17 protein-coding genes and 2 tRNA genes are annotated in these 19,829 nt (G+C 68.3%); 4 read left to right on the forward strand and 15 right to left on the reverse strand.

Annotated features, from left to right (window positions below):
* Window positions 1-623: 623 nt before the first annotated feature.
* Window positions 624-696, reverse strand: a tRNA-Arg gene (locus DP107_RS15145).
* Window positions 697-734: 38 nt separating this feature from the next.
* Window positions 735-1,061 carry a Sec-independent protein translocase subunit TatA/TatB gene (gene tatA / locus DP107_RS15150; RefSeq protein ID WP_144262981.1) on the reverse strand — a complete coding sequence of 109 codons (327 nt, stop codon included), beginning with the start codon at window positions 1,059-1,061 and terminating at the stop codon, window positions 735-737.
* Window positions 1,062-1,173: 112 nt separating this feature from the next.
* On the opposite strand from tatA, the gene DP107_RS15155 reads away from it, so the two are divergent.
* Complete coding sequence (locus DP107_RS15155) at window positions 1,174-2,010, forward strand: HD domain-containing protein (protein ID WP_144262982.1); 837 nt, start codon at window positions 1,174-1,176, stop codon at window positions 2,008-2,010.
* 9 nt (window positions 2,011-2,019) lie between these two features.
* Here the strand turns inward: DP107_RS15155 and DP107_RS15160 are convergent, their stop codons facing one another.
* The 10 genes from DP107_RS15160 to DP107_RS15205 form a co-directional block, all read right to left on the reverse strand.
* Entirely contained in the window at window positions 2,020-2,640 is a 621-nt protein-coding gene (locus DP107_RS15160) for a DUF7504 family protein (RefSeq protein WP_144262983.1), read from the reverse strand.
* Window positions 2,637-3,308, reverse strand: a complete 672-nt coding sequence (locus tag DP107_RS15165; protein ID WP_338072733.1) for a response regulator — start codon at window positions 3,306-3,308, stop codon at window positions 2,637-2,639. Before DP107_RS15165 ends, DP107_RS15160 begins: the two co-directional genes overlap by 4 nt.
* A gap of 91 nt (window positions 3,309-3,399) precedes the next feature.
* Window positions 3,400-5,211 (reverse strand): hypothetical protein, encoded by a 1,812-nt coding sequence (locus DP107_RS15170; RefSeq protein ID WP_144262985.1) that lies wholly within the window; start codon window positions 5,209-5,211, stop codon window positions 3,400-3,402.
* Between the two features lie 2 nt (window positions 5,212-5,213).
* Entirely contained in the window at window positions 5,214-7,238 is a 2,025-nt protein-coding gene (locus DP107_RS15175) for a type II secretion system F family protein (protein ID WP_144262986.1), read from the reverse strand.
* Entirely contained in the window at window positions 7,235-9,091 is a 1,857-nt protein-coding gene (locus DP107_RS15180) for a type II/IV secretion system ATPase subunit (RefSeq protein ID WP_144262987.1), read from the reverse strand. The genes DP107_RS15175 and DP107_RS15180 overlap by 4 nt, the downstream gene beginning before the upstream one ends.
* 279 nt (window positions 9,092-9,370) lie before the next feature.
* Window positions 9,371-9,441, reverse strand: a tRNA-Gly gene (locus tag DP107_RS15185).
* Window positions 9,442-9,622: 181 nt separating this feature from the next.
* Complete coding sequence (locus tag DP107_RS15190) at window positions 9,623-10,321, reverse strand: class I SAM-dependent methyltransferase (protein ID WP_144262988.1); 699 nt, start codon at window positions 10,319-10,321, stop codon at window positions 9,623-9,625.
* Window positions 10,322-10,325: 4 nt separating this feature from the next.
* Complete coding sequence (locus tag DP107_RS15195) at window positions 10,326-12,497, reverse strand: type II secretion system F family protein (protein WP_144262989.1); 2,172 nt, start codon at window positions 12,495-12,497, stop codon at window positions 10,326-10,328.
* Complete coding sequence (locus tag DP107_RS15200; protein WP_238330904.1) at window positions 12,497-14,098, reverse strand: type II/IV secretion system ATPase subunit; 1,602 nt, start codon at window positions 14,096-14,098, stop codon at window positions 12,497-12,499. Before DP107_RS15200 ends, DP107_RS15195 begins: the two co-directional genes overlap by 1 nt.
* A 170-nt stretch (window positions 14,099-14,268) precedes the next feature.
* Window positions 14,269-14,772 carry a DUF7549 family protein gene (locus DP107_RS15205; RefSeq protein WP_144262991.1) on the reverse strand — a complete coding sequence of 168 codons (504 nt, stop codon included), beginning with the start codon at window positions 14,770-14,772 and terminating at the stop codon, window positions 14,269-14,271.
* Between the two features lie 126 nt (window positions 14,773-14,898).
* Between DP107_RS15205 and DP107_RS15210 the strand changes: the two genes are divergently transcribed.
* Window positions 14,899-15,351: a DUF5793 family protein gene (locus DP107_RS15210; protein WP_144262992.1), complete on the forward strand. Its 453-nt coding sequence runs from the start codon at window positions 14,899-14,901 to the stop codon at window positions 15,349-15,351.
* Window positions 15,352-15,419: 68 nt separating this feature from the next.
* Here DP107_RS15210 and DP107_RS15215 read toward each other — a convergent pair whose 3' ends face one another.
* Both DP107_RS15215 and DP107_RS15220 read right to left on the reverse strand, forming a co-directional pair.
* Complete coding sequence (locus tag DP107_RS15215) at window positions 15,420-16,172, reverse strand: hypothetical protein (protein ID WP_144262993.1); 753 nt, start codon at window positions 16,170-16,172, stop codon at window positions 15,420-15,422.
* 40 nt (window positions 16,173-16,212) lie between these two features.
* Window positions 16,213-16,653 (reverse strand): GNAT family N-acetyltransferase, encoded by a 441-nt coding sequence (locus DP107_RS15220; protein WP_144262994.1) that lies wholly within the window; start codon window positions 16,651-16,653, stop codon window positions 16,213-16,215.
* Window positions 16,654-16,765: 112 nt separating this feature from the next.
* Here DP107_RS15220 and DP107_RS15225 point away from each other — a divergent pair, with 112 nt between their 5' ends.
* Window positions 16,766-17,293, forward strand: coding sequence for a zinc-ribbon domain-containing protein (locus tag DP107_RS15225; protein ID WP_144262995.1), 528 nt, complete (start codon window positions 16,766-16,768; stop codon window positions 17,291-17,293).
* A gap of 188 nt (window positions 17,294-17,481) precedes the next feature.
* Window positions 17,482-18,207, forward strand: a complete 726-nt coding sequence (locus tag DP107_RS15230) for a metal-dependent hydrolase (RefSeq protein WP_144262996.1) — start codon at window positions 17,482-17,484, stop codon at window positions 18,205-18,207.
* A 93-nt stretch (window positions 18,208-18,300) separates the two neighbouring features.
* On the opposite strand, the gene icd is transcribed toward DP107_RS15230, so the two are convergent.
* The gene (gene icd, locus DP107_RS15235) at window positions 18,301-19,560 is read right to left on the reverse strand and encodes an isocitrate dehydrogenase (NADP(+)) (protein WP_144262997.1); all 1,260 of its coding nucleotides are present in this window, start codon (window positions 19,558-19,560) and stop codon (window positions 18,301-18,303) included.
* Between the last annotated feature and the right edge of the window lie 269 nt (window positions 19,561-19,829).

Below are 19,829 nucleotides of genomic sequence, written 5' to 3' on the forward strand. Positions count from 1 at the left end.
CTGTTGGATTCATCCCACGAGTAAACTCGTGGGCGTTCTCCTTGATTATGTGTAACCTCCGCCGGGTTCTGGAGCACAACCTCGCTGACGTCCACCGCACGCGGGAGCTGGGCGAACTCGTGCGTCGGTCTCGTCCCCGCGAAGGACCCCACCGACAGGAAGCTCTGATGTCGCCTGTGGTCAGTCGGGGCGTATCCCGACAGCTGTGCGCCACGCTCGCTGGAGAGGCGGCCACCCGTCCAGCCGTCGCCCAGGCGGCGACAGGACGCTCTCGGCCGCTCGTACCATGCGGCCGGCGTACAGTTCGGGATCGTACCGCTCAGGTTGTTCCTCTGTGATACGGACGCGATCGGCCGCCGCGAGCGAGTCGTCACTGGGGAGAGCGGTTCCCGGAACCGCGTGACGGCTCGGGCCACCGTTCCGCGACAGGTTGGAATCGCGGCCGTTCAGCGGCGGCGCGACGCAAACACCCGGACGCCCTCGTGGGATTCGTATCTCCACTATGCGCGAACGGACGCGGCGGGATTCGAACCGGAGGGAGACGTGCTCGCTCCCTGCAGTCGCTGTGCGCGACTCCCGGGGTTCGAATCCGCCGAGTCGGTTCGTTCCCGACGGTCGCTGCACGGACGCGGCGGGATTCGAACCCGCGATCGAGGAGTTAGGAACCCCTCGCCCTGTCCACTAGGCCACGCGTCCCGTCGGAGACTGTGCCGGGCAGTTAAAAAGGGTGTCCGTCAGTTCTGCTCGGTCCCGGTGTCCGTCTCGGCCTCGCCGATGACGGAATCGACCTCGGCGTCGGTCTCGGTCGTGGCGGCCCCCGTCCCCTCGTCGGCGGCGACCGATTCAGCGGGGACCTGCTCCCCGTCCTCGTTCTCGCGCATCTCCTCGAGCTCCTGTTCGACCTCCTCGCGGCCCTTCTGGAACTCGCCCATCGCCTCCCCGGTCGAACGCGCCAGCTTGGGCAGCTTCTGCGCGCCGAACAGGAGGACGATGATGAGCAGGATGACGATGAGCTCCGGCCCACCCGGCAGCCCGCCGAACAGCACGAATGTATTGAGCATCTATCACGGCGTTTGCCCTCATTGAATTATAGGCCTTTCCCTCAGCCCCCCGAGCAGGTGGTGGCGCGGGCGCCACCCGGCCGCTTTTGTCCGGCGCCGGCCTCGAGCGGGTATGAGCGACACGCCGGATTCCACGCCCGACGGGACCGACGGCGGCCGGGAGTACGACCCCGCCGCCGCCCACCACTTCCCCGACGAGCGGCTCAACCGGGTGCTGGATCATCTGGCCGACGACGAGGAGGTGGCCGCGTATCTGGAGGCGCAGAACGTCAACCCGGTCGCCCGGAAGGGGTACAACGACCACGGCCGGAAGCACGTCGATATCGTCCGGAACCGGGCGCTCTGTCTCTACGACCTGCTGAAGGCGGGCGGCGTCAGGTTCAACGGCGCCACCGAACAGGGGCTCCCCGAGGCAGACGAGGCCGTCATCGTCGCGCTGGCCGCCACCCTCCACGACATCGGCCACGTCGTCCACCGCGACGAGCACCCGTACTACTCCATCCCGCTCGCGGCCGACCTGCTCGACCGCCTGCTCCCCGAACTCGGTTACGAGACCGCCGAGGCCGTCCGGGTCACGGGCGAGACGCTCCATGCCATCCTCTGTCACCACACCGAGGAGGAGCCGCTCACGACCGAAGCGGGTGTCGTCCGCGTCGCCGACGCGCTGGACATGGAGCGGGGCCGTTCGCGCATCCCCTACCAGGAGGGTGGCCGCGGCATCAACACCATCTCCAGCCAGGCCATCCGGCGGGTCTCGCTCCGCCGTGGCGACGACCGCCCGGTGCTCGTCGAGATCGAGATGACCGACGCCGCCGGCGTCTACCAGGTCGACCAGCTGCTGAAGGCCAAGCTGCAGGGGTCCGGACTCGAGGACGACATCCGCATCGTCGCCGTTCACACGAAGGTCGGCGACGGGGAGGACCGGCTCGTCGAGCGGTTCGAACTGTAGCCGCCCGGTTCACGCGGTCCTGAACCCGGAGCCGCGCAGGTCCACGTCGCCGTCGTCGTCGATCCGCGCCTCGCAGTCGAAGACCGCACGCACCGTGTTGACCGTCTGCTGGTCGTGCATCCCGGGGTCCATCGCGAAGATGCCGAACAGCCCCCCGGAGCGGATGCGCGAGGTGAACACGTGGAGGAAGCGAAAGGCCGTCCGGACGTCCGTGTACATCAGGACCGTCGAAACGGTGGCGAGGCCGACTCGCGCGCGGTCGCCCGCCCCGGCGTCCTCGAACCGGTCGACCAGCTTCGCGAACTCCAGGCTCATCCCCGTCAGGTCGCCCGGGGAGCCCAGCCGCCGGACCGGCGCGCCCTGGACGCTTTCCGGCCCGTCGCGGCCCGTGCAGTCGATGACGCCAAGCCGACCGGCGTCGAACGCCCCCCGCTCCTGGAACGACCGCACGACGTCGGCGACCCCGCGGTCGGTCGAGATGAGGATGGCCGTCTCCTCGTCGTCGTTCGCGCCGCCGAGCACGTCGTAGACCCGCTCCTGGACGGTCATCGAGGCGCCGGAGACGAGGAGGCTCGTTCCCTCGTTGAACGCGACGGGGTCGTCACCGAGCCCGGTCGTCCGGTAGCTCATCTCGCCCCCCCTCCGGGTGAGTCGTCGGAGTCTGCCCCGTCCTGCACGTCCTCGGCGAACGGGTCCGTCTCGCCGTCCGGCGGCTCGGCCGGGTCCTCGCCCTCGGCCTCGATATCCCGGACCATCGCGACGAACTCCCCGTCATCCACGTCGCCCATGGCCGTGTCGAGCTCCGTCTCCAGCTCCTCGATGCGGTGTTCGAGCTCCGCAAAGTCCTCCGATGTCGAGAGCTCTTCGGCGGACTTGGCCGCCTGTAGCGCGGACCGTTTCGACACCAGCGCGTAGAACTCCTGCTCCAGCCTCTGGTAGTCAGACCGCTCGAGCAGCCGGTCGACCGTCTCCAGCAGCGTCTCCTTCTCGACCGGCTTGGTGAGGTAGTCGTCGAACCCCATCGTGATGATGTCGAAGTCGGGTTCGACCGCGGTCACCATCGCCACCCGGCAGTCGGGCGCCCGGTCCAGTATCTCCGCCAGCACCTCGTCCCCCGACATCCCCGGCATCAGACGGTCGAGCAGCGCGACGTCGACGTCCTCGTCGACCTGCTCCAGCGCCTCGGACCCGTTCTGTGCGGTCCGGACCCGGTACTCCGACTCCAGCCACCGTGCGTAGATCTCGACGAGTGGGGGCTCGTCTTCCACCACCAGTACCGTCGGTTGCTCCGAGCCCATTATCTATCCACCGTTTAGTCCGGACGTGGGATATTAATTCCGCCGACAGCCTCATTTTTCCGCGAGTAGGGGGCGGAAGTCGGAGCGGGGGTTAGCCGCTCCCGCCGTCCTCCTGGAACAGCGTCCGCGAGTACGTCGCCACGGAGCCGTCCTCGTAGTAGACGGTGACGCTCAGGTCGACCGAGTCCTTGCCCGCGAGGGTGAACGAGTCGTCGAGCGCGTACGTCACGTCGGCCGTGCTGCTCCGGGGCAGTGTGGCGAGATTCCCCGAACCGTCGGTGAAGGCCACCGGGTCACGGTTCTCGACCGCACCGATACCACTACTGTAGGTCGTCCCGTCGACGGTGAAGTTGCTGATGGCGTCCGGGCCGTCGGTGACGAACGAGGTCGTCACGTCCTCCTGGTCGAGCGAACAGGTCGTCGGATCCGTGATCTCGCCACAGCTCTCGAGCGTGTCGCCGACCGTGACCGTCAGCGTCCGCTCGTTGCGCTGGGTGGCGAACCCGAGCTGGACCTCCGACATGTTGGTGTCGCGGCTCCCCTGGTTCTCGAACGTGAACGTGACGGTGTTCTCCGAGTCGTCCGCGGAGACGTTCGTCACCCGGATGTTCGAGGCCGCCGGGAGGCCCGGCGGCTCGACAACCGCACAGGTCACGTTCGCGATGCAGTCCGAGGGGCTCGAGCCGCGGAGGGAGACGTTCGCCGGCCGGTCGAGCTGCGGGTCCACGGCGTCCTGTATCTGCGCGCGGCCCCTGGGGTCGGTCGTGATCTCCTCGGTGCTCCCGTCCGCGCGCTCGACCGTGAGGTCGACCCGACGCTCGACCGGGTTGTTGAACCGGTCGCGCACCTCGACGACGAGTTCGTCCGCCGACGGGCTGACGTCCGTGACGTACGTCGCGTCGGTCGGCTCCGCGGCAGCGCTGAACGCGACCTTGGACATCCCGAGCCGGTAGGACTGGTTCTGCTCGAACCGGATCGTCAGTTCGTTCGACCCGTTGGCGACGGTCCGGTACGAGCAGTCGACGACGAACCGCCCGTCGTCCTCGACCGGGTCGGCCACGGCGTTCGTCGAGCCGCTGTTGAGACTGCCACAGTCCGTGACGTTGGTCCCGGCGGTCGCGTTCGTGTCGAGCTGGTCACGGAGGATCTTCGAGACCCACACCTCGTCGGAGAGCCCCGTGGCGATGGTGAGGTTGGCGGGCCGATCGTCGGGCGACTCGACGGTGACCCGCTGTGCCGGCGCGCTCACCGGATAGGTGGTCACGGAGGCCGGGCGGACCTGTGACTCCTGGAGCCCACCGCGCAGCATCGTCAGCGTGATGAACCGCCCGCTGACTGGACCGCCGCCGGACTCGATCCGCGTGGCGTCGTCGTACTGGTTGGCCACGACCCCGTACTCGTAGCGGGTCTCCGGCTGGTCGGTGTAGCGGTTGTAGTCGACCCGGTAGGAGACGGCGTGCGTCGTGAAGTTCGGGTTCGTCCCGATATACGAGTCGGTGTCGGCTCGTTCGGCCGAGAAGTTCTCCAGGCTGACGTTCCCGGCCCCCCCGGAGGCAAGGGTCCCTTGCACGGCCGGCGGGTTGAACAGGACCAGCCGCGAGGGATAGGTCATCCCGGTCTCGACTGTCACAGATTCCGTCCCGCCGAAGGTCCCGGTCCGACTGACCGCCGACTGCAGGTCCGCGATATCGCCCTGGACGGACTGGCTGTGTTTCACCTCGATTTCGGCGTTGGCGTTCGGCACCGCCTGCGTCTGGACGATCGCCAGCAGCGAGACCAGCAGCCCGAACACGAGGATCGAGCCGATGACCTCGCTCACGGCGCGGTCGTCGAGCCGGCCCGCGACACCGTCCGGTCGTTCGTCCCCCCAGTCCCCCGGTCGTTCGCGTGCATCGTCTGCCATTGTCAGATGAGGATGAAGACCGCGAGCGCGATCGCTACGAGGACGATACTGTACTTCAGGCCCGCGAGGATGTCGTTGTCGGCCAGTTTGCCGGCGAGCAGTCCGCTCCCGACACCCTGGATGAGCGCCGAGTGGAAGAAGACGGTCCGGTACTGGTCGACCGGGACTGAGGTGACCGTCAGCAGGTCACCCGAACCCTCGGACTGGGCCCCGGCGGCGATCTCCCCGATGGGCTGCAGGTACGAGGTGTCGAGGAGCACGATGACCGCCAGGTAGACCAGGAAACCGATGGCGACGATGGCGGTGTAGGCGGACATCTCCTGCCGGCGGTTCTGTTCGATCTGGTAGCGGTTACGGGTGTCCTCGGCGGCGATGGAGATGATCTCCGAGAGGTCCGACGACGACCGGGAACCCTTCGCGATGAGCTTCATCGTCCGGGTGACCTGTGGCACTCGGAGCCGGTCGGCAAAGGAGAGGAGCGCCCCCTCCACGTCGTGGTTCCAGGTGATGTCGTTGCGGACGTTCCGGAGCTCGTCGGCCAGGGTGCCCTCGGACCAGCGCGAGACCAGGTCCAGCGCGTCGACCAGCCGGATGCCCATCTGGTTGGCGCTGGAGAGGATGTTCAGCGTGTCCGGAAACCGGCTGCTGATGCGCTGCTCGCGCCGGCGCTCGGTCTCGTAGAGCAGCGTGAGTGGGACCGTCGCGACGAGGAACGGGATGACCCCGTACCCGACGGTGTGCTTGATAGGTGTCCGGCTTATCCCCGCGACCGTCGTCTGCAGTTGGCCCGAAACCACGAGCAGTCCGACCGTCGCCAGCGCGGCCGGCACCGAGACGGCCAGCGACAGCAGTGGGTCGCGCTTGCGGATCTCCGCGACCGGGTTCCTCACCAGCGACAGCAGTTCGTCGCGGCGCTTGCGCTCCTCGTACCGTTCGAACTGCGGGTCGGCCTGGGCGTTCTCGCTCGGCTCGATGTCGCCCTCCTCGTACAGCGTGACCTCGTGCTCGTGCTGGGTGTACGGTTTCGAGAGCACGTCGATGAGGAGCATGAACACGACCATCCCGGCCGGCAGGAGGACGTAGACCAGTGCGTACGTCTGTGCCAGCGAGTCACCGCCGAGCAGGCTGATCACCATCAGCGTCACGATGAGGAAGAGCGGGGCGGCGACGAACATCACGACGAAGATCTCGCTGAGGATGGACAGCGTCTCCAGGAAGTTCTCCTGCTCCTGCCTGGCCTCGGTCATGTAGTTATCGGACTCGTCGGCCAGGAAGGCGCTGAAGTCGCTGCCGGAGTCGAGCACCGAGAGCGCGTCGTCAAGGAACTGCTCGAAGTTGTCGCTCGGCGTGAGGTTCCGGGCGTCGCGGATAGCGGTGAACAGGTCGTTCCCGAACAGCTCCACGTCCCGGACGATCATGTCGCACTCCCGGGCGACCTCGCCGTAGACGTCCTCGGCCTCGGCGACCTCCTTGATGATCTCGAAGGTGTTCATGCCGCCGTGCGAGAGCGCGTACATGTAGACGATGCCGTGCGGGAGCAGCACGTCGATGTTGCGCTCACGCTGGTTGACCAGCAGCCGCGGGTAGTAGTAGCGGGCCGCCGTGGTCCCACCCCCGGCGACGGCCAGCCCCAGCAGCCCGACGACGAACGCGGCGAGCGGACCGATGAACCCCTCCAGCGCGGGCCCTACCACGGGCAGTTCGGTCATCGGGGCGAAGACACCCATCGTCGTCAGCTGGGCGGCCAGCACGACGCCGAGGATCAGGCCGACGATGCTGCCACCGATGGCGTAACGGGCCGTCTGCGCGAGGTAGACGTCGTAGGTGATGCCGAAGCGGGCCTGGTTGAGCCAGCGCTGGAGCCCGCGGAACCGGTCCGGCTGCTCCCGGAAGTAGGTCCGGAAGTAGCCGTGCTGTTCCCGGAGCTTCTCGCGCTCCTCGGCCGACAGTTCGGCGCTCTCCGGGAAGTACTGGTCGAGCTCGTACTCCGGAACGACCGGTGAGTCATCGATGTTCGGCTGGCTCATTGGTAGAGTTCGTCGGCGTCCTCGACGGTCAGGTCGTCCGGCGCCAGCGTCCCCTCCGTGACCTGGCGCATCAGCTGTTCGCGGTCGTTGCCGAAGGCGTGGATCGCGGCCGTGACGTCGCGGTAGCCGTCGATGCCCTCGTCGACGAGGTACTGGAGGAACTCCTCGCGGTCGTTGAGCGCCTCGCCCAGCTCCCGGGCTCCCCAGCCGCGGTCGTCCGCGATGTCCTGCAGGACGGCCGACTTGTTCACCTTCCGGTGGGTGTCCGTGTCGGCGTCGCGCTGGAACACGTCGATGGCCCGCACCGACTCGCCGGCGTCGTCGCCGGCCCGGATCTCTGTGACGCCGTCGTTCCGGCGGACCCGGTCGCCGCTCTTGAACGTCTGCTTCTGGATGGAGACGATGTCGAGCTCCAGCACCATCTGGACCGGGACCGCCAGCGGGTCGTTCTCCAGCCGGTTGAGGACCCCCTCGACGGACTCGGCGTGGATGGTCGTGTACGCCGTGTGGCCGGTGCCGATGGCCTGGAAGAACGTGAACGCGACGTCCTGCTCGGTCCGGATTTCACCGACGAGGAGGTACTCCGGGCGCTGCCGGAGCGCGGCCTGCAGGAGCTGGTACATCGTCACCTCGCCGCGCCCCTCCGAGGTGATCGACTCCCGGGTGAGCGACTGGATCCAGTTGTCGTGGGGCAGCGTTATCTCCCGGGTATCCTCGATGGAGACGACCTTCGAGTCCTCCGGGATGAACATCGACACCGCGTTCATCGAGGTCGTCTTTCCCGAGCCCGTGCCGCCGGAGAAGATGAGCGAGCGGTTGTTCTCGATGGCCAGCCAGAAGTAGGCCATCTGCTCGACGCTGAACGTCCCGGTCTCGATGAGGTCGACCGGCGTCAGCGGCACGTTCGCGAACTTCCGGATGGTGAAGTTCGACCCGCGCGTGGAGACGTCCGAGCCGAAGGTGAGCTGGACGCGGCTCCCGTCCGGGAGGGTGCCGTCCATCAGCGGCTCGCTCACGCTGATCTGCTCGCCCGCCCGCTGGGCCAGCCGCAGCGCGAACGACGACAGCTCCGACCCGTCGAACGAGATGTTCGATTTCAGGTCCCGGTGCTCCGCGTGGTAGACGTACACCGGGATGCCGATGCCGTCACAGGAGATGTCCTCGATGGCCGGGTCCCGCATGATGGGTTCGATGGGACCCAGATGGACGAAGTCCCGAAGGAGGTAGTACTTGAGCTTCAGCAGCGTCCCGTCCGAGACCGTCGCCGCGGCGTGGTCGGTGATGATCTCCTCTGCCTTCCGCTCGAAGACGACCTCGCGGTCCTCCTCCTCCTCCAGGTCCTGGTACATCAGGGAGTTCCGAAGGATCTTCTCCAGATCGTCCCGGACGTACTCCTCGAACTCCGAGAGCTCGGGTTCGTGGACGTGGTAGCGCAACTTCTCCTCGCCGTGGCGCTGGAGGATGGAGACGTAGGCGTACGGCTTGTCCACCCAGATGCGCTCGACCTCCTCGTGGTCGTCGAGATAGGAGAAGTCGAAGAAGTTGCTCTTGATGAACTCGGTCTCCGGCGCTTCGGCGAACGACTCGTCCAGGTCCGCCGTCCGGAACCACTCCTGGGTCTCGCGTAGTATCTCGCCCTTGATGGGGTGGTCCGCGACGATATGACCGGCCGACGGGCCGGTGGCCGCCTCGTCGGCCCGGCTCGTGGTCTCGCCCTCGCCGTTGAACTGGAACCCGCCATCCTCCGGGCCCGACTCACTGTGCTCCTCGGTCGGTGTCGGTTCGCTGTTGTCTGTTTCGCTGCTCACGGTTACACGACTCCTGTGTTGGCTTCCATCCCCCCGGTCCCGCATCCGGCGTTCCCGGGACGTTCTGACTGTTCATCCGGCCCCGAGGGCTTGGCTCTTTCACCGGTCCTGACCGGGTATTTACACCACGGCGGCCACACACCCCCGCCCAGGACGGCGAACGTGTACGTTACACTGACACGACTGTTCGAGGCCGGACTGGTAGATTCACCGCCGAGCGACGGTGGACTGTCGAGCCGGGCAAGCGTGGCGACTCATAGCTCGGCCGCCATATCAAGACCAGCGTTCGCCTCGGCGACGAGGTCGTCAGGGGGGACCGCGGGATGCGCCGGCCGGGATTTGAACCCGGGCGACGAGCTTGGAAGGCTCGTGTCCTACCACTAGACCACCGGCGCGCTCGCTTCGCTCGCGCGCCGAGGTTCGCGCGCTCCGCGCGCTCACCACCGGCGCTCGCACCGACAGTTGGTCGGCGGTCGCACAAGTGCGTACCGGTCCCCGGGCCCGAGTATATCTATTTTAATGAGGATATTCGGCCGGCGAGTCCATATTTGCAGTCCAAATACTCTATTTCCGTGGTTATCTATCATTCTCGGCGGGTGTACGGACCACTGCGTAGCAGTTCCCGCTGGAGACGAAGGAGTCGACGGCCGCGAGGTCGCTCGCCGCGAGGTCCGCGTCGAACTCCGCGGGCGCGTAGACGTGATAGAAGCGGGGCACCGTCTCCCCGCCGGGGAGCGTCCAGTCGACGGTCGTGTCGAACCCGCGCTCGGCGTCGGCCGGCCGGTCGAACCGGTCGTGTGCGGTGCTCCAGGCGCTGACCAGCGCGCGGCCACCCGGGGCGAGGACGCGCGCGAGTTCCGACAGTGAGGCGACCCGCGTGGGACGGTCCGGAAGGTGGTGGAGGGTCGCGACGTAGACCCCGAGGTCGACGGTGTCGGCGGCCAGTGGCAGCCGGGCGGCGTCGGCGGTCACGGGCCGGTACCGGTCCGAGTACCCGCGGTCGGACGCGCGGTCGCGACCGATACGGAGCAGGTCGCCGCTGGCGTCGACCGCGAGCACACGGTCGGTTCGCTCGGCCAGCGGCTCGACGTGGCGACCGTTGCCGGCCCCGAGGTCGAGCCCAGTCGCACCGCCGCGCCCGTCGAGGAACGCGGGGACCTCGGGCCACGGGTGGGCCCGCGTCTCGGCGAAGTGGTCGGCGATACGGTCGTAGGTGGCGCGGACGGCCCGGCGGTCGGAGGCGTCCGTCGACGCGGTGGTGTCCGGGTCGGTCACGGGCTCACCAGGGCGCGAGCAGCGGGGCGACCATCGCGGCGGTTGAGCCGCCGACCTCCGGCTGCGGCAGGAAGACGAACGCGAGGTAGGTGATGAGCAGCATGACGGTGGCGTGCTTGACGCCGTCCTTGACCGAGCCGCTGCTCATCTGGCCGCCGACCAGCCCGGAGAGGGTCGCCTGGATGAGGCCCGCGTGGAAGAAGGTCAGCCGGTACTGCTCGACCTTCCGGGAGTTGATCTGGAGGAACGAGGGCGCCGAGCCGACGGCGTTCCCGGTGGTCCCGCCGAGCGCCTCCTGGCTCGGCAGGTTCGGGATGAGCACCCGGTCGATGGCCCCGATGACGATCAGGAAGACGAGGAAGGAGACGTAGATGACGATGAGGTAGGTGAACATCTCCTGCTTGCGCTGGCGCCGGAGTTTCTGGTCCGAGCGGGCCTGCTCCGCGGCGATGCGGATGACCGGACCGATCTCGTTCGACGCCCGCATCGAGTTCGTCAGCAGGGTGACGGTCCGGGTGACGGCGGGGGTCTGGATGCGGCGCTCGAACCGGTCGAGCGCCTGTTCGACGGTGGCCCCCCACTTGATGTCCCGCCAGATACGGTCCATCTCGTCGTTGAGGTCGCCGAGGTCGCTCCGGCGGACCCGGTCGAACGAGGAGACGACCGCCACGCCGGCCTCGTTGAGGCTGGCGAGTCGCTCCAGCATGTTCGGGATGGCGCTCTCCAGCCGCCGAAGTCGCTGCTGGGACACCTCGTAGACGACGGCGAAACTGGCCATCACGAACAGCGCGGACTGGACGACTGCGTCGTCGAACGCCCGGACGTCGAGGGCGCCGCCGGCCAGCGCCCCCGGGAGCTGTCCCAGCACGTAGCCCAGCGCGATGGGAACGGTGACGAGCAGGACGAGTTCCGGGCGGTCGAACACCGACTCGACGGGGCTGGTCAGCACGTCGCGGAGCCGCTTGACCCGCTTGTGCGCGCGGAACCGGCCGAGGTTCGCCCTCGAGCGCGGACTCACCACCCGGCCGTAGTCGAGTTCGCCGCCGTCGGTCGCGGTCGGCTGCTCGCCCTCGGTGGCCTGCCGCGGCGGGGCACGGGTCAGGGCGTCCATCCCCTCGCGGTCGACGTCGCTTTCGTCGCGGCTCGCCCGGAGCGGTTGGGTGACCTCCGAGAGGTAGGCGATGAACAGCAGGTTGATGGCCGGCAGGACGACGTAGGTGAGCAACTGGACCAGCACCAGTGTGTCCCCGCTCGTCAGCCCGATGACGAGCAGGATGGTGATGAGGAACAGCATCCCCGCCACGACGGCGGTGACGTACACCTCGGCGGTGGTCGCGAGCAGTTCGAGGATCTCCCGCTGTTGCTCCTCTGCCTGCTCCCGGTAGCGCTCGTACTCGTCGGCGAGGAACCGCGAGAGGTTGCGGCCGGACTGGAGGACGCTGTTCAGGTTCTCCAGGAACTTCTGGAACTCGTCGGAGGGGGTCCGCCGGGAGAGATCCCGGACGGCGGTGACCAGGTCCTGTCCGAACAGGTCGATGTTGCGGACGCCCACGCCCATCTCGTCGGCGCCGGCGCCGAAGACCCCCCGGTTCTCCGAGAGCGAACGCATCACGTCCGGGAACGCCATCCCACCGCGGGACTGGGCGTAGATGAACGCCACCATCCGCGGGAGCGAGGCGTCGATCTGGCGCGCCCGGGTCGTCGCCCGCACGGAGGGGATGCTCCACCGGATGGCGTAGACGACCGTGGCCGCGGCGATACCGAGCAGGATGCTCGTCACGGCGAGCAGTGCGAACAGTTTGGCGTCGAACGTGAGCAGCCAGTCCGGCAGCGAGGAGGTGGCGTCGGTGATGGCCGGGCTGGGGGCGGTCAGCTCGGTCAGCCCGAGCAGGTCGATGAGGAGTCCGCCGAGGTAGACGCCGACGACGGCCCCGGCGAACGCCGCCACGGCGGTGTACAGGTAGGTCTGGGTGACGTAGATGCGGTACGGCGTCCCGATGCCGGCCGCCCTGAGGGTCCGCTCCCGGGACGGGTTCGGGACGATGGTCCGGCCGCCGAAGATGGCGTAGGCGAGCCGCTTGACGTCGCGCTCCAGGCTCCTGTTGAACGGTGCCAGCGCCACCACTGCCACCGTCACGAGGACGACGATGAGCGGGATGTAGGTCGTGACGGCCATCAGTCGTCGGCGCTCACCTCCGCCTCCGGCGGGTCGAGCTCGGGGGCGTCGATGCGGTCCATCACCCGGTCCGGGTCGGCGTAGTAGCGGTTCACCATCGCGGTGAACTGGCGGTACTGGGTCACCGCCTCGTCCCAGAGATATTTCAGGAAGCGGCGGCGCTGGCGCAGCTCCTGCAGCAGGTCCCGCTGCGACCAGCCCCGCTCGGCGCGTATCTCGTCCACCAGGTTGCGGTTCCCCTGGCTGAAGCTGTCGTCGGTCGCGTTCCAGTCGTACGCGCTCGCGTAGTCCAGCTCCCCGGTCCGCTGGTCGATCCCCTCGATCTCGGCCACGTCGGAGGCCCGGCGCACGCGCTCGCCCCCGAAGCGGGCCAGCGTCTGGACGACGAGCACGTCGAGCGACTGGACCATCGGTCGCGGGACGTTGATGGGTTCGTTCTCCAGCCGGTTGATGGCGGTCTGCACCGAATCGGCGTGCATCGTCGACAGCGTCGTGTGGCCCGTGTTCATCGCCTGGAACAGCGTGATAGCCTCCTCACCGCGGACCTCGCCGACGATGATGTACTCCGGCCGGTGCCGAAGCGAGGACCGGAGCAGGTCGTACATCGTGATGTTGGCGGCCTCGTCGAGCCGTTCCCGGGTGACGCTGGAGAGCCAGTTGTCGTGGTAGAGCGCCAGCTCTCGGGTGTCCTCGATGGTGATGAGCTTCGACCGCGGCGGGATGAACATCGAGATGGCGTTCAGCGAGGTGGTCTTGCCCGCCGCCGTCCCGCCGGCGAAGATGATGTTCTTGTTGTGTTCGATGGCCATCCAGAGGTAGGCCATCTGGTCCAGACTGTAGGTCCCGAACCGGAGCAGGTCGATCGGCGTGAACGGCTCCTCACTGTACTTCCGGATAGTGAACGCCGAGCCCCGGGGGGTGACCTCCTGGCCGAGCGCCAACTCCGCGCGGGAGCCGTCCTCCAGGGTGGTCTCCACGACGGGGTTGCCCACGGAGATGTGGCGGCCGGACTGCTGGGCCAACTGGATGACGAACGAGTCCAGCTCCTCCTCCCCGTAGGAGACGTTCGTCTCCACGTCCTGGTAGTCCTCGTGGTAGGCGTACAGCGGCAGCCCGTAGCCGTCGCAGGAGATGTCCTCGATGTCGGGGTCGTGCATCAGCGCGTCGATCTTCCCGAAGCCGCGGAACCGGCGCCAGAGGTAGTAGAACAGGCGGTAGAAGCCGGCCATGTCGACGTCGACGCCGTACTCCTCCAGCCGGTCCCGGAGCTCCTCCATCAGGAGCCGCTCGGCGCCCTCGTCGTCCTCGGCCTCCTCGCCGTACAGCAGCGGGTTCCGGACGTCCTCGTAGAGGGCGTCCAGGAGTTCCGCCTCGAACGCGTCCAGCGACGGCTCGACGACATGGTAGAGGTACTGGTTCTCCTCGGCGTCGTAGTTGATGGAGGCGTAGGAGAACGGCGCGTTCAGCCAGTAGCGGTCGACCTCCTCGTACCCCTCGCGACCGGCGAAGTCGACCAGCCGGCCGTGCCGACCCGGCGCCCAGTTCTCGACGTCGATACGGGAGCCACGGAACATCTCGACGGTCCGGGAGAGCTGTTCCATGGCGCTCTGAAGCGCTCCCTTGTCCGCCTGCCGCGTGTCGTTCCTGTCGGACATGATGGCCGGGTAATCCCCGCTCGTTGTCGGGACGAAACGCTACGCGTACATAAATCCACGCTGCCGAGTCACCGCCGTTCGGTCCGGCGACCGCCGCGAACCGCGGGAGTGCCCGGTCACGCCGGAGCGCGCTTGACACGGAGCAGGACCGCGCCGAAGACGAGCAGGAAGAGCACCCCGAGCGGCAGCGCACCGCCCGGATACCGCACCGTCAGCAGTGCCGTCGCGGTGCCGAGCACGGCCCCGGTCGCCAGCAGCAACCCGCCGAGCACCCGGACCGGATGTACCGGTAGCGCCGCCTCGACGCGCTCCTCGCGGGCGTAGTACGCGATGCTCAGGGCGAACGCCAGCAGGAACACGGCCGCGCCGACGGCCCACACCTGGTAGGCCTCCGCGACGCCGCCGGTCTCCCGGGCCAGGGCGGTCGGGAGCGCCTGGAACGGCGCCTCCCCCGGGAGCTGGGCGCCGAAGATGAACTGCACGAGGAACGGCTGCCACCGGACCACGACGAGCGAGATGCCCCCCTGCGAGGCGAACGATACCGACCACGGCAACAGCGCGCTGCCCCACGTCAGCAACACGGCGAGTTCGCCGGCGTACTTCGTCCGGAGCGAGACCATACGGGCCGGCCGCCCCCCGCGGTCGAAAACCTACCGATGCCGGCACCGCCCGCCATCGGCAGCGTCCCCCGTCGACACGGGGGCGTCACGTTCTTGTCCGCCCGCCCCGTAGCTCCGGTCAGTTAGATGAGGCGCGACTACTTCACGCTGGACGTCCGCAATCTGGACGCGGACGGGCCGCCGACGGCACATATCGAGTTCGACGGACCACCGGACCAGCTGGACGACCGGCTGACCGACACGGACGGGGGGTCGCTGTCGCCCGACGAACTCGACGTCGCCTTCCGACTCAAGACGCCCCCGGAGGCCGAGGACGCCGCCGGCGTCGTCGCCGTGACCAACCGAGTCACGGGCTCGTTCGTCCTCGAACTCAACGCCGACGCCGACGACGTCTTCCAGTTCATCGATGCCGCCCGCGAGTTCGGCAAGGACTCCGACGACGGCTTCCGCTACCGGGCCCACATCACCGTCGACGGCGAGACGCTGCTGGACAACGAGATGAACGTCTTCCTGGTCTACGACCCCAACGGCGACCTCCTCCGGGGCCGTTCGCTCATCCCAAGCGGCGTCGAGCTGTAAACGAGCTTCTTCGGGGTGGTGCGCGCAGGCACGAGCGAAGCGGGCGCCGAGGACACCCGAGCCGAAGCTCAGGTGTAGGGATCTATGTCGGGCCGGGTATCGGCCGTGCGGTCGGTGGGGAGGCCGTAGCGGTCGCGGAAATGGTCCCCCAGGTCCCGGCCGGCCTCGGTGAGGAAGACGACGACGCCGAAGGGCTGGTCGAACGTGGTGGCCTCGGGACCGGCGGTGTCGAGGACGAGCGCCTCGGCCGCGGGGTCGCCGACCTCGGGGAGGCGTTCGAACCACGGTTCCATCGGGACGAGGCCCGCGAGCACGTTCGGGAGGAAGAGGTCCTCGGGGAGCGGGTCGCGGGGCTGGAGCCAGACCTCGCCGACGGCGTGACCGTCGTGTTCGAGCGTCCGGCCGACGGGGTCGGTCGCGGCGCGTTCGCGGAGTTCGTCGTCGTCACGGACGGCGGCCGGGAGCGCCTCGGGGGCGACGTCCGAGGCGAAGGCCAGCGAGACGCTGGCGTCGGAGTCGCGCTCGGCGCGGGCGAGTCGCCACGGGGCCTCCGGGTCCGCGGGGGCCCCGACCAGGGTCCCCTCGAGGAGGTCCCCCGTCCGGAAGCCGTCGAGGCGTGACTGCAGGTCGTCGCGGTAGTTCGACCCGTGGACGGTGTACAGCCGTCGGCTCTCGGGGTCGAACAGGTTCAGATGCGGGACGGCCGGCAGGACGCGGAACAGCCGGAAGCGCCCGGTTCGTGTCTCCTCGTCGTCGCCGACGTGGACCTCCGGCGGGATGGTGGGTTCGTCGGGGGCTTCCTCGGGCGTGTCGTCCGTCATACGGTCAGTTCGGGCGGGGGCCGCATGGTCGTTCCGACGATCAGAGGGGCTTGGTCATCTCGCGATGGGGGATGCCGGCGTCCTCGAACGTCTCGCCGTGGGCCTCGTAGCCCAGGCGTTCGTAGAACTCCACGACGGGCACCTGTGCGTGGAGGCGGACGCGCTCGTACCCCTGGTCGCGGGCGTGGCGCTCGACGGCGGCCATCAGCCGCGCGCCCCAGCCCTCCCCCCGGCGGGCTTCGAGAACGGCCACCCGCTCGGCCTTGGCGGTCGGGGGGTCGGCCTCGTACCCGCGCAGACGCGCGGTGCCGACGGCGGTGTCCCCGTCCCGTGCCAGGAAATGCGTCGCCTCGTCGTCGCGACCGTCGAGTTCGCGCGCCTCGGGGACGCCCTGACCCTCGACGAAGACCCGGTGGCGGACGTCGATGGCGGCCTCCATGCCGGCCTCCTCGGTGACGCGTTCGACGGACTCCTGACCCATACCGGGGGCGTGGGTGGCCCGGGACTAAACCCCCGCGGGACGGTCGTCGGCGTGGGCTCCGGGCCGCCCCTGGAGCGGCACGCATATGAGCCGTCACCACCCACGGCGACCCATGACCGTCGACCGCGCACGGCTGCTCGTCGCCCTCGACGACCTCGACGTGCAGGGGATGGCGAGCGTCGCCGTCGCGGACGTGCCCGAGATAGAGGTCCGCGACCCGGCGTACGCGGTCGCGCTCGACGCCGCGGTCGATACGAACATGGCGACGCTGGAACTGGGCATCGAGGCCACCACCTACCAGCCGGACGCGTTCCCCGGCGTCGTCTACCAGGGCGACGCGGCGACGGTGCTCGTCTTCGGCACCGGGCAGCTGGTCGTCGCGGACGCCGGGTCGCGGGCTGACGCGGACGCGGCCGTCGCGACGGTCGTCGCCCGACTGGTGGAGACGGGACTCATCGACCCCGGGGCGGTCCCGGAGGCGGGCGTCGAGGCACTCCCGCTCCCCGCCGCCGAGGACCTCCCGGGGCGCGTCCACGAGGCGGCCGACCCCGACGACGGGGCGCCGGAGTGCCCGGACTGTGGGACCGACCTGCAGGGGACGGAGAACTTCTGCCCGGAGTGTGGCGCCGAACTCGCTTGAGCGGGACGGGGGTTCGCGGCAGTTCGAGAGTCCGGTCGCGGCCGCGCCGGAGACGGTCAACAGGTGTCGCCTGGAGGGCATGGCTCGTGCGGAGGGGACCTCGTCCGGGGTGTGTTCCGTGGGGTGCGAGGGGGCCGTCCGTGGCCCCCTGAACCGTTAAGTCGGGGCCGCGAGTAGCCGGGCGCGTGATGGAACTCACCTGGCACGGACACTCCTGCTGGCACGTACAGGTCGGCGAGACGAGCCTGCTCATCGACCCGTTCTTCGGGAACCCACACACCTCCCTCGACCCGAGCGACGTTGATGACCCGGACTACCTGCTACTCACGCACGCGCACGAGGACCATATCGCCCACGCCGGCGAGTTCCCGGACGCGACGGTCGTCGCGGTGCCGGAGCTCTGCGGCTACGTCGAGGACGAGTTGGGCATAGAGAACGCCATCGCCGGGATGGGCATGAACATCGGCGGGACCGTCGAGGCCGGCGACGCCCACGTCACGATGCATCGTGCGGACCACACCAACGGCGCGATGACCGGTTACGAGCACGAACTCGGGATGCCCGTCGGGTTCGTCATCAGCGACTCGAAGCCGACCCGGGAGTCCGACACCGAGGCCACCGCGTTCTATCACGCCGGCGACACGGGTCTGATGAGCGAGATGAAGGACGTCGTCGGGTCCTACCTCGAACCCGACGCCGCCGCGGTGCCGGCCGGCGACCACTTCACGATGGGGCCCGCCCAAGCCGCTATCGCCGTCGACTGGCTCGACGTCGACCACGCCTTCCCGATGCATTACGACACGTTCCCGCCCATCGAGATCGACACGGACCGGTTCGTCCACGAGGTGGAGGCGACCGGCTCGGACGCCGAGGTCCACGTGCTGGACGGCGACGAGAGCTTCACCCTCGAGTAAGGGCGTTCGGTTCGAGAACGCCCGATATCTCTCGGAAATCCGGGATTACTGGATTATGTACTCCTGGAGGAACGTTCGAGCCGAACTGCGCCGTTACTCGGCCATCTCGTGGATACGGTCAGCGACGGCGGCGGCGAACTCGCTCGTGGCGAGCTTCTCGCCGCCCTCGATCTGGCGGTGGATGTCGTAGGTGACCTCCTTCGCGGAGATGGTCGCCTCGACGGCGTCACGGACGAGGTCGGCCGCCTTCGGCCAGCCCATCTGTTCGAGCATGATGCGGCCCGAGAGGATGAGCGCGGAGGGGTTGACCTTGTCCTGGCCGGCGTACTTGGGGGCGGAGCCGTGGACCGGTTCGGCGAGCATCCGGCCGTCGCCGAGGTTGGCGCCCGGTGCGATGCCGAGACCGCCGATCTGGGCGCCGCAGGCGTCCGAGAGGTAGTCCCCGTTCAGGTTCGGCATCGCGAGCACGTTGTACTGGTCCGTTCGCGTGAGGATCTGCTGGAGCATGTTGTCCGCGATGCGGTCGTTGACGACGACGGCGTCCTCCGGCGGTTCGCCGTCGCGCTCGTTCCAGAGGGTGTCCTCCGTGATGACCGCATCGCCGTACTCCTCCTCGGCGACCTCGTAGCCCCAGTCGCGGAAGGCTCCCTCGGTGAACTTCATGATGTTCCCCTTGTGGACCAGCGTGACCGAGTCGCGGCCGTGTTCGAGGGCGTAGTCGATGGCGTTGCGGACGAGCCGCTTGGTGCCGAACTCCGTGATGGGCTTGATGCCGATACCGACCGGCCCGTCGTGGATGGTCGAGTCGTAGCCCATCTCGTCCTCGACGAACTCGCGGACCTCCTCGGCGCCGTCCGTGCCGGCCTCCCACTCGATGCCGGCGTAGACGTCCTCCGTGTTCTCGCGGAAGGTGACCATGTCCATCTGCTCGGGCGCCTTCACGGGCGAGGGGACGCCCTCGAGGTGGTAGGTCGGTCGGACGTTGGTGTAGAGGTCGAGTTCCTTCCGCAGCGCCACGTTCAGCGAGCGAAAACCCGCGCCGACCGGCGTCGTCAGCGGCCCCTTGATCGAGACTTTGAACTCGCGCATCGCCGCCAGGGTGTCCTCCGGGAGGTTCTCGTCGTACTTCTCGCGCGCGGACTCACCGGCGTAGACCCGCATCCAGTGGATCTCGCGGCCGGTCGCCTCGGCCGCGGCCTCCAGTACCCGCTGTGCCGCCGGGCCGACGTCTACCCCGATGCCATCCCCGAAGATGATGGGGATGATCGGGTCGTCAGGGACGACGAACTCGTCGCCCTCGTCCACCTCGATTCGCGACCCGTCGGCAGGAACGTCCACTTTGTCGTATGACATAACCGGCGAAAGGGAGGGTCGGGTGAAATTACTACCGCTCTCGCTCGCTCTCCACGAACGACCATGAACGACCCGGAGAGTCGGGTCCGCGGTCCGAGACCGTGGTTCATCCAACCGTCATTCTGACGACCGTCTGCTCCCAGACCGTCGTGAAACGGGAGCGTAACTCCGCTGTGAGCCGCTCGCGCCAGCTCCGGCCGGAGCCCCCCGATCAGCTGAATCCACCGAGCACAGCGTCTATTGGATGGATTTGTCAGAATCCATTTTCC

This window comes from Haloglomus irregulare (assembly GCF_007421925.1).
GTDB classification, from domain to species: Archaea; Halobacteriota; Halobacteria; order Halobacteriales; family Haloarculaceae; genus Haloglomus; species Haloglomus irregulare.

What these genes read in the sequence shown, in the direction of transcription:
- icd (WP_144262997.1), bottom strand. Translation starts at nt 19,560, where the DNA reads ATGTCATACGACAAAGTGGACGTTCCTGCCGACGGGTCGCGAATCGAG.
- DP107_RS15165 (WP_338072733.1), bottom strand. Translation starts at nt 3,308, where the DNA reads ATGGGCTCGGAGCAACCGACGGTACTGGTGGTGGAAGACGAGCCCCCA.
- DP107_RS15220 (WP_144262994.1), bottom strand. Translation starts at nt 16,653, where the DNA reads ATGGGTCAGGAGTCCGTCGAACGCGTCACCGAGGAGGCCGGCATGGAG.
- DP107_RS15175 (WP_144262986.1), bottom strand. Translation starts at nt 7,238, where the DNA reads ATGAGCCAGCCGAACATCGATGACTCACCGGTCGTTCCGGAGTACGAG.
- DP107_RS15155 (WP_144262982.1), top strand. Translation starts at nt 1,174, where the DNA reads ATGAGCGACACGCCGGATTCCACGCCCGACGGGACCGACGGCGGCCGG.
- DP107_RS15225 (WP_144262995.1), top strand. Translation starts at nt 16,766, where the DNA reads ATGACCGTCGACCGCGCACGGCTGCTCGTCGCCCTCGACGACCTCGAC.
- DP107_RS15160 (WP_144262983.1), bottom strand. Translation starts at nt 2,640, where the DNA reads ATGAGCTACCGGACGACCGGGCTCGGTGACGACCCCGTCGCGTTCAAC.
- DP107_RS15230 (WP_144262996.1), top strand. Translation starts at nt 17,482, where the DNA reads ATGGAACTCACCTGGCACGGACACTCCTGCTGGCACGTACAGGTCGGC.
- DP107_RS15170 (WP_144262985.1), bottom strand. Translation starts at nt 5,211, where the DNA reads ATGGCAGACGATGCACGCGAACGACCGGGGGACTGGGGGGACGAACGA.
- DP107_RS15215 (WP_144262993.1), bottom strand. Translation starts at nt 16,172, where the DNA reads ATGACGGACGACACGCCCGAGGAAGCCCCCGACGAACCCACCATCCCG.
- DP107_RS15180 (WP_144262987.1), bottom strand. Translation starts at nt 9,091, where the DNA reads ATGCGGGACCGGGGGGATGGAAGCCAACACAGGAGTCGTGTAACCGTG.
- DP107_RS15205 (WP_144262991.1), bottom strand. Translation starts at nt 14,772, where the DNA reads ATGGTCTCGCTCCGGACGAAGTACGCCGGCGAACTCGCCGTGTTGCTG.
- DP107_RS15210 (WP_144262992.1), top strand. Translation starts at nt 14,899, where the DNA reads ATGAGGCGCGACTACTTCACGCTGGACGTCCGCAATCTGGACGCGGAC.
- DP107_RS15200 (WP_238330904.1), bottom strand. Translation starts at nt 14,098, where the DNA reads ATGGAACAGCTCTCCCGGACCGTCGAGATGTTCCGTGGCTCCCGTATC.
- DP107_RS15195 (WP_144262989.1), bottom strand. Translation starts at nt 12,497, where the DNA reads ATGGCCGTCACGACCTACATCCCGCTCATCGTCGTCCTCGTGACGGTG.
- tatA (WP_144262981.1), bottom strand. Translation starts at nt 1,061, where the DNA reads ATGCTCAATACATTCGTGCTGTTCGGCGGGCTGCCGGGTGGGCCGGAG.